Here is a 12,617-nt window from a genome sequence, read left to right on the forward strand (position 1 = left end):
TGGGAGCAAAAACCAGGCTTGAACCGGACTGCGCGCCCCTTATAGTCCCCCGCTCCCGCAGCGCAAGTTACGCGAAAGCCGCAACATTCCGCCATGACGATCCGCACCCGCAAGTTCCTCGGCGCCATCCTGCTCCTGGTGCTGGCCACGGTCTGGGCTCTGCTCGGCATGGCGCTGGCGCAGATGCCGTGGATCGCCGAGTCCGGCTGGCGGCAGGCGATCTACTACGTAGTCGTCGGCATGGGTTGGGTGCTGCCGGCGATGCCGATCGTGAGCTGGATGCAGCGTCCCGATCGCGCCAAATCCAGCTCGTAGCGGCTAGCTCGTAACGTCTAGCTCCTGGCGCTTCCCGTCGGTTTCACCGGCGCAAAGGCAACGCCTGACATCAGCACGCGCATCCTGCGCAGCGATTGGATCCGGCCGTCCCAGGAGATCCGCGGCAGCGCGCGCAAATTGGTGCGTCCCTCCGCATCCACGATACCAGGGATCGTCGACACGGCACTGGCAAAGCCGGCCTCCTCCGCCATCACGACGTGGCTGCGCCGAAACGAAGAGCGATCGCCGAACGGAAAGGCGAGATGCCTGATCTCGCGGCGGAAGGCCGCTTCCGCGACCGCCTTGCCCATCGTCATCTCGCGGAGCGCGGCCGCATCCTTCATGTTGGCGAGAACGGGATAGTTTACGGTCGCGCTACCGATCGTGACGAGCGGATCGGCGGCGAGCTTGGTCAGGTCTTCCCAATCCATCGACGCTTCGCGTGAGAGCGCGGCGAGGTCTATTCGGTAGCGCGTGCAGAGATCGGCGATCGCCGCTGACAGATCCGCCGGCGGCAGCGAACGCAGCCAGCCCTCGAGATACGAAAACACCGCCTGCTTCTCGGCATTGTCAGTGATGGTGAAGCGCTGCTCCTGGTTGTCCATGATCAGGCTGATGCGGCTCTCGCGCGCGATCATCCGTTCGAGCGCGAGCCACCAAGCTTCGCCGACGCCATCGGGGAACGCGGTCGGCACATAGATCGTGAATGGCACAGCGTGGCGCGCCAGCACCGGATAAGCGAAGTTGATGAGATCCTTAGTGGCGCCATCGAAGGTCAGTGCCACGAAGCGCCGCTTCTCCGGCAGCGTCACCGCGCGGCGGCAGACCTCATCCATGCCAAGGAAATCGTACTTCCACTGCTTCAGCGCGCGAATGGCGCGATCGAGGAACTGCGGCGTGATCTCGTGCTGGCCGAGCGGCTGAAATCGGCCGCGCCGCCGCGGCCGCACATGCGCGAAGCGCAGGATGGCGCCGGCACCACGGCTGCGCAGCGCAGCCTGACCGCTGAACCAGGCCAGCTCAAGCCGCAGACGCGCCGGCCATCTGTCGTCGGATGCCAAGGTCTACACCTCCCTCCGGCGCCTGTTCCCCCCGCCTATTATCATTACCCTTTGTTGACACTTCTTTGCAAAGGTCGGCCACGGGCCGAAATACGTATATTTTTGATTTCTCGACAGGTTTCGCGAATGACCATGGCTGCGGCGATGCAAAGCCGGACGGCAGAAGCGCCAGCGCGGTCGAAAACGAGCCGCATCGCCCAGGTCGACATCGTCACCGATCTCGGCGAGGCCGAGGCGGCCTGGCGCGCCTTCGAGGAGAGCGGCCACCTCTTCACGCCCTATCAGCGCTTTGACCTGCTTGCTCCCTGGCAGCAGCTGGTCGGCGAACGCGAGGGCGCCCGCCCGTTCATCGTGATCGCCCGCGACGCCGAGCAACGGCCGCTCCTGCTGCTGCCGTTGTCACTGCGCCAAAGCCATGGCGTACGCACGGCCTGCTTCATGGGCGGCAAGCATACCACCTACAACATGGGCCTGTGGAGCGCCGAATTCGCGGCTCACGTCGTCCTCGCGGATCTCGATGCGCTGCTTGCGCCGCTGCACGAGCATGTCGACGTCCTCTCGCTGACGCAGCAACCCAAGCGCTGGAACGACCAGCAGAACCCGTTCGCGCTGCTGCCGCAGCAGAGCTCGGTCAACGGCTGCCCGTTGCTGGCGATGGAGCCGGCCGGCCCGCCCGCATCGCGCATCAGCAATTCGTTCCGCCGCCGTCTCAAGAGCAAGGAGAAGAAGCTCCAGGCCCTCGCCGGCTACCGCTACCACCTTGCGACCGAGGATGCGGACATCGTGCGCCTGCTCGACTGGTTCTTCCGCGTCAAGCCGGCGCGGATGGCGGAGCAGAAGCTGCCGAACGTCTTCGCCGAACCGGGCATCGAACAGTTCATCCGCAGCGCCTGCCTTGCCCGGCGCGGAGACGGACGCGTGATCGACATCCACGCGCTCGAATGCGACGAGGACGTGATCGCGATTTTCGCCGGCGTCGCCGACGGCCAGCGCCTCTCGATGATGTTCAATACCTACACGATGTCCGAGCACGCCCGCTACAGCCCGGGCCTGATCCTGATGCGCTACATCATCGATGACTGCGCCGAGCGCGGTTATTGCTCGCTCGACCTCGGCATCGGCTCGGACGACTACAAGCGGATGTTCTGCAAGGACAACGAAGATATTTTCGACAGCTTTGTCCCGCTGACCTCACGCGGAAAGCTCGCGGCGATGGCGATGTCCTCACTGAGCCGCGGCAAGCGAATGGTCAAGCAGAACCAGATGCTGTTCGACTTGGCGCGTACGTTGCGGCAAGCGTTCGGGTAGCAATTCTCCGCTTGCGAGCTGCCCCGCTAAGGGAAAGTATCGTAGGGTGGGCAAAGCAAAGCGTGCCCACCACTTCTGTTGCGGTATTGGATCGATGGTGGGCACGGCGCAAACGCGCCTTTGCCTACCTACGATTCCGAGCGCGCTGAGAGAGAAAGAAAAGCCTATGCCGCCACGACGCGCGGCGTCTCCATCGCATCCGACGGCTGCACCGGCTTGCTCAGCATCGTCACGTCGCTGAAGCCGACCGCCCTCAGCTGTTCGCACATCAACGTACGCGCGTCCGCTGCCATCGACGCCTCAGGCACCACGACGGCGCGGGCATGGGTCGTCAGCAATTCCGCCGGCAGGTCGGAGGCGCTGCCGGCATCGAGCAGCACGTGGTCGTAAGCGCGGAGGAGCGCATCGATCGCGAGCGTCACCCGCGGCGATTGCAGCAAGCTGCGATCGAAGCCGGGGCGGCCGGCCATGACCAGATGCAGCCGCGACAGCTTGTCCCGGGTGATGATTTGCGCGAAAGACGCTTCGCCCTGCATCAGCTCGGCAAGGCCAGGCGCAGAGGCATCGACAGCCACCGCGGCAATGGTCGGCGAGCACGCAGCAAGATCGACCACGACGACGCGAGCGTCACGCGCGAGATGCCGGGCGAGCGTCAGCGCCGTGAGCGTGATCGATGCGCCGGCCGCGGTGCCGAGCACCGTGATCTTCTTCGCCGCCGCGCCCGCTGCGCGCAGGCGCTCGGCCAGCTGCTCGATCTCGGTGAATTCGGTGATGTCGGCCTCAGCCGTCATCGCTGGCTGAAGCGGCCCCGGCTCGTCGACGACCGGATCGACCATCGGCTCGACCACCGGCTCATGACGCACCGCCACCCGCGACGGCAGGATCGCACCCACCGCGCGCGGTGCGGTCTGGCGCAACAGCTCGCCGGTGACGACGACACCGGACGACAGCAGCAGCGTCGCGATGGTCGCGATCAGCACGATCGGCAGCTTCTTCGGATAGGCCGGCGTGTTCGAGACGATGGCGCGCGAAATGATGCGGCCATCCGTCGGCGCGGTATCGATGGTCTCGCGGGTGTTGGCCTCGCGGTACTTGGCGAGATAGGTTTCCAAGAGGTCGCGCTGCGCCTTGGCTTCGCGCTCCAGCGCGCGGAGCTGCACGTCCTGGCCGTTGGTGGATGCCGCCTGCTTCTTGAGCTGCTCGAGACTCGTCGTCAGCCCGTCGACCCTGCCGCTGGCGATTCGAGCGTCGTTTTCGAGCGAACGCGAAATCTTGCCCGCTTCGTCGCGGATCTGGTTGTCGAGATCGCCAAGCTGCGCCTTCAACTCCTTGATCCGCGGGTGATTGCCGAGCAGCGTGGACGACTGCTCGGCGAGCTGCGCACGCAGCGTCACCCGCTGCTCCGACAGCCGCCGCATCAATTCGGAGTTCACCACCTCCGATGCCTCGATCGGCTTTCCGCTCTGGAGCATTTCGCGGATCAGGCGCGCCTTGGACTCTGCGTCGGCCTTGATCGAGCGCGCGTTGTTGAGCTGGGTATTGATCTCGCCCATCTGCTGGTTCGACAGCGTGGTGTTGTTGGTGCCGACGAACAGGCTCGACTTGGAACGAAAATCCTCGACCCTGGCCTCGGCGTCGGAGACCTTCTTACGCAAATTCTCGATCTCGCCCGCGAGCCACTGGCTGGCGTTCTTGGCCTGCTCCTGGCGCACACCCTGCTGGAGCACGAGATAGCCGTCGGCGATGGAGTTGGCGACACGCGCGGCGAGCTCGGGATCGGCGGACTGGAATTCGACCACGATCACGCGCGACTTGTCGACGGCGTAAGCCTGGAGGCGCTCGTAATAGGCATCCAGCACGCGCTCTTCCGGCGTCATCGAGAACGGATCGCGGCCGATGCCGACCAGCGCGGCCAGCGATTTCAGCGGCGAGATGCCTTGCAGCACCGGATCGAATTCGGGTCGCTCCGCGAGCTTGTTCTTCTTGATGATCTCGCGCGCGAGATCGCGCGACAGCACGAGCTGCACCTGGCTGGTGACGGCTTCGGCGTCGAGCGCCTGCCGCTCCTCGGTGCGATCGCTGTTCGGGCGCAGGAACACGTTCTCGCGGCCGTCGATCAGGATGCGGGCTTCGGACTTATAGCGCGGCGTGACGAGATTCACGACGGCGATGGATGCGACGAGCACCAGCACCGTCGGCACGACGATCCAGCCGCGTTTGCGCGTCAATGCCGCGCCGAGCGCGTGCAGGTCGATGTCGCCGGATTGGATTTGCGCCTGCTTCGCGACAACGGGCGCAGGCCCTGCTTCAATCTTGGCTTCGATCTTGGGCGCGACTTCGGCTTTGGACTTCGAGACAGCCCGCTCGATCACAGCCTTGTCCTTGCCGGCACGCCAGAACGCTAAACGCATCGAACACTCCCGCAGGGCAACGCTGCGACTCTATCTCAACCGGAGCGATTACACTCCATTAAGGTTGCCGCTGGGTTAATCGCAACGTCCGGCGACCGGCGCACGCGCGCTCGTCACCGTTTGTTAACCACGATGCCCCTTAATCCATCTCGATTATTTCGCGAGAATTGTTCGGTAGCCGCCGTCGAGCGCTGGTTTTGATCATGCCCCCCTCTCCCGACCGGCCGCTTCGCATCCTGCACGCCGTGCGCGCACCCGTTGGCGGCATCTTCCGCCATATCCTCGACGTCGCCAATGGCCAGGTCGACCGCGGCCATCATGTCGGCATCCTCGCCGACAGCCTCACCGGCGGCGAGCGCGCCGACAAGGCGCTTGCCGAGCTCGCGCCGCGGCTGAAGCTCGGCGTGCACCGGCTGGCGATCCACCGCGAACCGTCACCTGGCGATGTTCTGGTGTGGCTTCGCATGCGGCGCCTGATCGCGACGCTCAAGCCTGACGTCATGCACGGCCACGGCGCCAAGGCCGGCGCCTTCATCCGCATGCGGCGGCGCTCGGACGATACCATCCGCATCTACACCCCGCACGGCGGCTCGCTGCACTATCCTCTCAACACCTTCAAGGGCGAGTTCTACGCGCGGCTCGAACGCACGCTGATGGACGCGACCGACCTGTTTCTGTTCGAGAGCGCCTTTGCCCGCGACACCTATCAACGCATCGTCGGCACGCCCAAGGGCGTGGTGCATTGCGTCTTCAACGGTGTCACCCCTGAGGAGTTCGAGCCGGTCGTGATCGCCGACGATGCCACCGACCTCGCCTATGTCGGCGAGTTCAGGCACATCAAGGGCGCGGATCTGCTGGTCGATGCCGTGGCGCGCCTGCACGAGGGCGGCAAGAAGGTCACGCTGACGCTCGGCGGCGATGGCGAGGAAACCGCGGCGCTGAAGGCTCAGGTCGAGAGGCTCGGCCTCTCCAGCGCGATCCGCTTCATCGGCCACGTCAAGGCGCGCTACGGCTTCTCCAAGGGGCGGCTGCTGGTCGTCCCCTCGCGCGGCGATTCCATGCCCTATGTCGTGATCGAGGCGGGCGCGGCCGGCATTCCCATGATCGCGTCCCGCATCGGCGGCATTCCCGAGATCTTCGGGGCGGAGAGTCCGGCCCTGTTCGCGCCGAGCAATTCCGAGGCCATGGCCGAGGCGATCGCGGCCGCACTCGACGATCCGCAAGCAACGGCGCAGCGCGCGGCCGCCTTGCGCGCGCGCATCTCGGCCCATTTCTCACAAGCCGCGATGGTCGACGGCGTGCTCGCCGCCTATCGCGACGCATTTGCCAATCATTAACCATCCTTAAGCCCGCTTTAGAAAATCTTCCGATTTGTTCGATAATCGAAGGCCCAGGGAATGCTCGCCCGGGCGCGCAAGGCCGTGCCGCGGGCTTTGGAATGGACGTGGACGCCCGTGGAACCGCTCAACGCACGCTCGATGCTCGATGCCGCGGCCAGCGCCGCGGCGACGCCCGCTGCCCAACCCTTTGTGGAGCGCCGCCGCCGGCTCTCGCCCGCTGCGCTCGAGGTCGTCAATCAGAAGGTCGCCCGCGCCTATTCGCCGATCGTGATCGCCGGCTTCGTCCGCCTGGCTGATTTCGCGCTGCTCAGCCTCGTCGGCATTGCGCTCTATGTCGGCTATGTCATGCCGCTCGCCGGTGCCTTCAGCTGGGTCTATCCTGCGGAGATCATTGCGGTGGCGGTCGCCGCCGTGGTCTGTTTCCAGGCCGCCGACATCTATCAGGTGCAGTTGTTCCGCGGGCAGCTCCGGCAGATGACGCGGATGATCTCGTCGTGGTCGGTCGTCTTCCTGCTGTTCATCGGCATCTCGTTCTTCGCCAAGTTCGGCAGCGAAGTGTCGCGGCTGTGGCTTGCCGCCTTTTACTTCCTCGGGCTCGCCGCCCTTATGGCCGAGCGTCTCGTCCTGCGCTCGCTGGTGCGCGCCTGGGCGCGCGAAGGTCGGCTCGACCGCCGGACCATCATCGTCGGCTCCGACAGCAACGGCGAGCAGCTCGTCGAGGCGCTGAAGGCGCAGGAGGATTCCGACATCCACGTGCTCGGCGTGTTCGACGACCGTAACGACAGCCGCGCGCTCGACACCTGCGCCGGCGCGCGCAAGCTCGGCAAGGTCGACGACATCGTCGAGTTCGCCCGCCGCACCCGCGTCGACCTCGTGCTGTTCGCACTGCCGATCTCGGCGGAGACGCGCATCCTGGAGATGCTGAAGAAGCTCTGGGTGCTGCCGGTCGACATTCGCCTCTCCGCGCACACCAACAAGCTGCGCTTCCGTCCCCGCTCCTATTCCTATCTCGGCGAGGTGCCGACGCTGGACGTGTTCGAGGCACCGATCACTGACTGGGATCTGGTGATGAAATGGCTGTTCGACCGCGTCGTCGGCAGTCTCGCGCTGCTCGCCGCCCTGCCGGTGATGGGATTGGTGGCGCTGGCGGTGAAGCTCGACAGCCCCGGCCCGGTGCTGTTCCGCCAGAAGCGTTTCGGCTTCAACAACGAGCGGATCGACGTCTACAAGTTCCGCTCGATGTACCACCATCAGGCCGATCCGACCGCTTCGAAGGTCGTGACCAAGAACGATCCGCGCGTCACCCGCGTCGGCCGCTTCATCCGCAAGACCAGCCTCGACGAGCTGCCGCAGCTCTTCAACGTGGTATTCTCCGGCAATCTCTCGCTGGTCGGCCCGCGTCCGCATGCGGTGCAGGGCAAGCTGCAGAGCCGCCTGTTCGACGAAGCCGTCGACGGCTATTTCGCCCGCCACCGGGTCAAGCCCGGCATCACCGGCTGGGCCCAGATCAACGGCTGGCGCGGCGAGATCGACAATGAAGAGAAGATCCAGAAGCGCGTCGAGTTCGACCTCTATTACATCGAGAACTGGTCGGTGCTGTTCGACCTCTACATTCTCCTGAAGACGCCGATCTCGCTGCTGACCAAGAACGAGAACGCGTATTGAGGTTGTGGTCATGCCCCGGCTTGACCGGGGCATCCAGTACTCCGCAGCGCCAATCGTTTTCCGCAATAGGCGCCGCGGAGTACTGAATCGCCGGTCAAGCCGGGCGATGACAGCGGCATTTGTGGCGTACCAGTAGCGTAAGCGTATGAGCGTGTGATGGCCTATGCGGCGACAGCCGGTGAAGTGAAATTAGCCGCGCCGGCTGCGCCCGGCGTGCTGGCGCTGCAGCGCGCGCTGGTGTGGCTGGTCGGCGCGTCCGGCGCGATCGTGTTCATCGAGCCGAGCCCCTACGAGATCGCGACGCTGCTCGCGACCCTCACCTTCTTCGCCACGGGCCTGCGACTGAGGCTCGTGCTGATGCCGCTGCTGGCACTGCTGATCCTGCTCAATGTCGGTTACACGATCAGCGCGATCCCGCTGTTCGAGCAGTCGGAGGTGGTGAGCTGGATCGCGACCTCCTGGTACATGGCGGTGACCGTGGTGTTCTTCGCGATGGTCACCTCGGAGGATACGGCGGCCCGGCTCGACATGCTGCGCCGCGGGCTCGTGGTCGGCGCCATGGTCGCCTCGCTATTGGCGGTCGCCGGCTACTTCCACCTGGTTCCCGGCGGCAACGACCTCCTCACGCTCTACGGACGCGCGCGCGGCACGTTCAAGGACCCGAACGTGCTCGGCGCCTTCCTGATCCTGCCGGCGCTGTTTGCGCTTCAGAGCGCGGTCTCGGACAAGCTCGGCAAGGCGTTCCGCAACGTCATCGCCTTCGGCATCATGTCGCTGGCGATCCTGCTCGCCTTCTCCCGAGCCGCCTGGGGCGGGCTGGTGCTGACCTCCGCCTTCATGCTGGCGCTGATGGTGCTGACCAGCCGCACCAACGCGCAGCGCTCGCGCATCATCGTCATGGCGATCGTCGCCGCGGTGCTAGGGCTCGTGCTGATCGCAGCACTGCTGTCATTCGACTCCACTGCCGAAATGTTCAAGCAGCGCGCCAGCTTCGACCAGAGCTATGACGAGGGCCGATTCGGCCGGTTCGGCCGTCACATCCTCGGTGCGGAGATGGCGCTCGACCTGCCGCTCGGCATCGGCCCCCTGCAATTCCATCGCTACTTCCCCGAGGACACCCACAACTCCTACCTCAACGCCTTCATGTCCGGCGGCTGGCTCTCCGGCGTATGCTATCCCGCGCTGGTCTTCACCACCCTCATCATGGGCTTCCGCCACATCTTCGTCCGTGTGCCCTGGCAGCGCGCCTATCTCGCGATATTTTCAGCCTTCGTCGGCACTGTCGGCGAAAGTTTTGTGATCGACACCGACCACTGGCGGCACTTCTGGATGATGCTGGGCGCGATGTGGGGCATGATCGCGGCCGCGCAGGTCTACAAGGCGGCTAGCGACGAAGCTTCTTCAGCTTGAGAGCGGGCCGCTTTTCCGGCGGCGTGTCGAGCAGGCTCTTGAGCGCCTCTGTGGCCGCGAGCACGCCCTTGTAGCCATCATTGGCGAAGCGTAGCAGCAAGCGCAATTCCTCGTCGGAATAGCCGCCGAACACCTTCTCCATCGCCTGCTGCATCGGCACGTAGAACTGACCGATCTTCATCGCCGCGTCCGGCACGACCGCGATGAAGACCTTCCGGCGATCGGTCTCGTCCCGCTCGCGGCGCACCAGCCCTGCCTTCTCGAGCCGGTCGACCACGCCCGTGATGGCGCCCGTCGTGAGGCCCGTGACCTCGGCGAGCCGGCCCGCGGTGACGCGGCCTTCGAGATAGAGGATGTCCATGCATTCGAGGTCGGAATTGGCAATTCCGGCAACGTTCGCAACGGTCTGACCATAGAGCACGCCCTGCGCGGACGACCTGCGCATCGCCGCCTCGAGCTCCTGCAACAACGCCGTGCGCGCCTTCGTCCTTGACAAGGTCGGCCTCTTCTCTTACTCGATGTATATCTTAGTTGCTAAGAGATTTAGCAACCGTAATTTCTCCTAGCACCACGGAAACCTCGGGAGCAAGCCATGTCCAGCCGTCCCCGCAAGGCCTTGATCATCGGCGCCGGTATCGCCGGGCCCGTGGCCGCCATCCTGCTGCGCCGCGCCGGCATCGAATCCGCGATCTATGAGGCTTGGCCCTATTCGAAAGGCATCGGCGGCGGCCTCCAGATCGCGCCGAACGGCATGCACGTCATGGACGAGATCGGCCTCGCGAACGAACTGATCAGCCGCGGCTCGGTCGCGGAATCCTTCGACTTCTATTCGCAGCGCGGAGAACGGCTCGGCTCGATCAACCGCGACTTGGCGCGGCGCTTCGGCCAACCGGCCGTGAACGTCTGTCGCGCCACGCTGAACGAGATCCTGATCGACAAGGCCTGGTGTGCCTGCGTCTCGCTCTATTTCGAGAAGCGCCTGATCAAGATCGAGGACCGCGGCGACCAGCCGATCATCGCCTACTTCGCCGACGGCACCACGGCCGAAGGCGACTTCCTGATCGGCGCCGACGGCGTGCACTCGGTGGCGCGCCGTCAGGTGGTGCCGGACGGACCGCAACCGTTCAACACCGGACTGATCGGCTTCGGCGGCTTCGTCCCGCACGCGGTGCTCGACGGCAGGCCGATCGGCCGTCACGTCGAGACCACGTTCGGACAAAGCGGCTTCTTCGGCTACGGCTATTGCAGCCCCGATCCGAACGACGGCGTGATGTGGTGGAGCACGCAGCCGGCGCACGGCATGGACGCCACGATGTTCCGCGCGCTCGACCCAGCGACGCTGAAGCAGCATCTGCGCGGCTTCCACCGCGGCTGGCACGATCCGATTCCCGACATCATCGAGGCGGCCGAGAACATCGTCGTCACCGACACGCTCGACGTCGCGACCTTGCCGACTTGGTCGCGCAAGCGCTCGCTCTTGATCGGCGATGCCGCGCATGCGACCAGCCCCCATGCCGGCCAGGGCGCCTCACTGGCGCTCGAAGACGCGATGCGGCTCGCGCGGCTGATGCAGGAGGGCCAGGAGCTCAGCGCCACCTTCCAGGCCTTCGAGGCCGAGCGGCGCCCGCGCACCGAAAAGATCGTCGCCATGGCCCGCCGCAACGGCAACAGCAAGCGCGAGTTCAGCGCGACCGGTGCGTGGATCAGAAATCAGATGCTGAAATGGCTGCTACCGCTAGGCGCCAAGGGCATGGACTTCATGTATGCGTATGACGCGCGGGCGGTGTGACGGCGGACGTTGTCATGCCCCGCGCAGGCGGGGCATCCTGTACGCCGCGGCCTCTCGATTCAATCACACCATCTCTGGAATACTGGATCGTCCGGTCAAGCCCGACGATGACACCGTGGTTGTGATGCGCACCCGCGCTCACCCTTCCACCTCGAACGTCAGCCCCGCATTGTCACGCAGCCGCTTGATCAGCTTGTGCTGCATCGCTGCGCCCGGGGTCCAGAAGCCAGGCGGAACGTCGGCCGCATCGCGCAGCAGGCAGATCGCACATTCGGAAATCATCTTCGAGGTCGAGCCGTAGCCGGGATCGCGGTCGCCGGTGACGCCGGCGCGCACTTGGCGGCCATCCGGTGCGATGGCAACATAGAGCAGATTGAAGAGACCGTTCTCGCGCTCCTCCTTCGATGGCCCCTCACCCGGCTTCGGCGCGTTCGGCCCGGTCTTCTCGGCATTGGCCGCCATCACGCGCTTCGCGTTGGCCTCGCCCTTCTCGCCGGGACCGGTCAGAACCATCTCGTCGTAGACGAAGTCCTTGCCGTAGGGAAAGCCCATCAGCATGTTGGAACGATGGACGTTGCGGGTGTTGATCAGCGCCATCATGAACGGCGCGGCCCAGGATTGCAGATCCTCCTCATAGGATGCCCTGTTACCCTTCGGCTGCTTCGGCCCGGTGAAGCCCGGCGTCAGCGCAAAATGATCGTTGAGAATGGCGACAAGACTGAGGTCCTTGGCAACCGCATCGAAGGTCGCTTTCGCACTCGCCGCGGTACCGCCTGACAGCGTGCCGCGCATGTCGCGCAGGCGGCCCTTCACACGCGCAGCCGAGGCGCCGAACACGCGTTTGGCCTCTTCCTGCACAAAGAAGGTGCCAAGCTCGAACGGCACGGAATCATAGCCGCAGGAAAACACGATGCGCGCGCCGCTCGCCTTGGCCGCCGCATCGTACTTGTCGATCATCTGCCGCATCCAGACCGGCTCGCCGCAGAGATCGAAATAATCGGTGCCGCCGGCGACGCAGGCCGCGAGCAAGCCCTCGCCATAGAATTGGTACGGACCGACCGTCGTGATCACCGACTTGGTCTGCGCCACCATCGCCTTCAGCGATGCTGGATCGGCCGCATCCGCCACGATCAGCGGCGTATCCGCGGGCGCGCCGATCGCCTCGCGCACGGACTTCAGCTTGTCGAGGCTGCGGCCCGCCATCGCCCATTTCAGCGCCTTGTCGTCCTTGTAATGCGCCGCCAGATATTCGGCGACGAGCTGGCCGGTGAAACCGGTCGCGCCATAGACGACGATGTCGAATTTCGCAGAGCTCATG

Annotated in this window: 10 protein-coding genes; 6 read left to right on the forward strand and 4 right to left on the reverse strand. The window is 65.1% G+C overall.

The annotated features are described in order from the left end of the window. Positions 1–93: 93 nt before the first annotated feature. Positions 94–315: a DUF2842 domain-containing protein gene (locus tag LRP30_RS22520; RefSeq protein WP_027529931.1), complete on the forward strand. Its 222-nt coding sequence runs from the start codon at positions 94–96 to the stop codon at positions 313–315. Positions 316–332: 17 nt separating this feature from the next. On the opposite strand, the gene LRP30_RS22525 is transcribed toward LRP30_RS22520, so the two are convergent. Further along, positions 333–1,376 carry a polysaccharide deacetylase family protein gene (locus LRP30_RS22525; RefSeq protein WP_249756368.1) on the reverse strand — a complete coding sequence of 348 codons (1,044 nt, stop codon included), beginning with the start codon at positions 1,374–1,376 and terminating at the stop codon, positions 333–335. A 126-nt stretch (positions 1,377–1,502) separates the two neighbouring features. On the opposite strand from LRP30_RS22525, the gene LRP30_RS22530 reads away from it, so the two are divergent. Then, positions 1,503–2,684 carry a GNAT family N-acetyltransferase gene (locus LRP30_RS22530; protein WP_249756369.1) on the forward strand — a complete coding sequence of 394 codons (1,182 nt, stop codon included), beginning with the start codon at positions 1,503–1,505 and terminating at the stop codon, positions 2,682–2,684. Between the two features lie 164 nt (positions 2,685–2,848). On the opposite strand, the gene LRP30_RS22535 is transcribed toward LRP30_RS22530, so the two are convergent. Next, positions 2,849–5,095, reverse strand: coding sequence for an exopolysaccharide transport family protein (locus LRP30_RS22535; protein WP_249756370.1), 2,247 nt, complete (start codon positions 5,093–5,095; stop codon positions 2,849–2,851). A gap of 203 nt (positions 5,096–5,298) precedes the next feature. On the opposite strand from LRP30_RS22535, the gene LRP30_RS22540 reads away from it, so the two are divergent. The 3 genes from LRP30_RS22540 (at position 5,299) to LRP30_RS22550 (ending at position 9,510) form a co-directional block, all read left to right on the forward strand. Continuing rightward, positions 5,299–6,432, forward strand: a complete 1,134-nt coding sequence (locus LRP30_RS22540) for a glycosyltransferase family 4 protein (protein ID WP_128933395.1) — start codon at positions 5,299–5,301, stop codon at positions 6,430–6,432. A gap of 117 nt (positions 6,433–6,549) precedes the next feature. Further along, positions 6,550–8,100: an undecaprenyl-phosphate glucose phosphotransferase gene (locus LRP30_RS22545; protein WP_128946724.1), complete on the forward strand. Its 1,551-nt coding sequence runs from the start codon at positions 6,550–6,552 to the stop codon at positions 8,098–8,100. 156 nt (positions 8,101–8,256) lie between these two features. Continuing rightward, the gene (locus LRP30_RS22550; RefSeq protein WP_249756371.1) at positions 8,257–9,510 is read left to right on the forward strand and encodes an O-antigen ligase family protein; all 1,254 of its coding nucleotides are present in this window, start codon (positions 8,257–8,259) and stop codon (positions 9,508–9,510) included. On the opposite strand, the gene LRP30_RS22555 is transcribed toward LRP30_RS22550, so the two are convergent. Continuing rightward, complete coding sequence (locus tag LRP30_RS22555) at positions 9,485–9,955, reverse strand: MarR family transcriptional regulator (RefSeq protein WP_164935052.1); 471 nt, start codon at positions 9,953–9,955, stop codon at positions 9,485–9,487. The two genes, LRP30_RS22550 and LRP30_RS22555, sit on opposite strands and share 26 nt — an antisense overlap. A 147-nt stretch (positions 9,956–10,102) precedes the next feature. Here LRP30_RS22555 and LRP30_RS22560 point away from each other — a divergent pair, with 147 nt between their 5' ends. After that, on the forward strand, positions 10,103–11,299 hold the full coding sequence (locus LRP30_RS22560) for an FAD-dependent monooxygenase (protein WP_249756372.1): 1,197 nt from the start codon (positions 10,103–10,105) through the stop codon (positions 11,297–11,299). 138 nt (positions 11,300–11,437) lie between these two features. Here the strand turns inward: LRP30_RS22560 and LRP30_RS22565 are convergent, their stop codons facing one another. Beyond that, on the reverse strand, positions 11,438–12,616 hold the full coding sequence (locus tag LRP30_RS22565) for a saccharopine dehydrogenase NADP-binding domain-containing protein (RefSeq protein WP_249756373.1): 1,179 nt from the start codon (positions 12,614–12,616) through the stop codon (positions 11,438–11,440). Position 12,617: the final 1 nt, after the last annotated feature.

It is taken from the genome of Bradyrhizobium sp. C-145 (genome assembly GCF_023375135.1).
In the GTDB taxonomy this organism is placed as follows: Bacteria; Pseudomonadota; Alphaproteobacteria; order Rhizobiales; family Xanthobacteraceae; genus Bradyrhizobium; species Bradyrhizobium zhanjiangense.

What these genes read in the sequence shown, in the direction of transcription:
- LRP30_RS22520 (WP_027529931.1), top strand. Translation starts at nt 94, where the DNA reads ATGACGATCCGCACCCGCAAGTTCCTCGGCGCCATCCTGCTCCTGGTG.
- LRP30_RS22530 (WP_249756369.1), top strand. Translation starts at nt 1,503, where the DNA reads ATGACCATGGCTGCGGCGATGCAAAGCCGGACGGCAGAAGCGCCAGCG.
- LRP30_RS22535 (WP_249756370.1), bottom strand. Translation starts at nt 5,095, where the DNA reads ATGCGTTTAGCGTTCTGGCGTGCCGGCAAGGACAAGGCTGTGATCGAG.
- LRP30_RS22540 (WP_128933395.1), top strand. Translation starts at nt 5,299, where the DNA reads ATGCCCCCCTCTCCCGACCGGCCGCTTCGCATCCTGCACGCCGTGCGC.
- LRP30_RS22550 (WP_249756371.1), top strand. Translation starts at nt 8,257, where the DNA reads ATGGCCTATGCGGCGACAGCCGGTGAAGTGAAATTAGCCGCGCCGGCT.
- LRP30_RS22555 (WP_164935052.1), bottom strand. Translation starts at nt 9,955, where the DNA reads ATGCGCAGGTCGTCCGCGCAGGGCGTGCTCTATGGTCAGACCGTTGCG.
- LRP30_RS22560 (WP_249756372.1), top strand. Translation starts at nt 10,103, where the DNA reads ATGTCCAGCCGTCCCCGCAAGGCCTTGATCATCGGCGCCGGTATCGCC.
- LRP30_RS22565 (WP_249756373.1), bottom strand. Translation starts at nt 12,616, where the DNA reads ATGAGCTCTGCGAAATTCGACATCGTCGTCTATGGCGCGACCGGTTTC.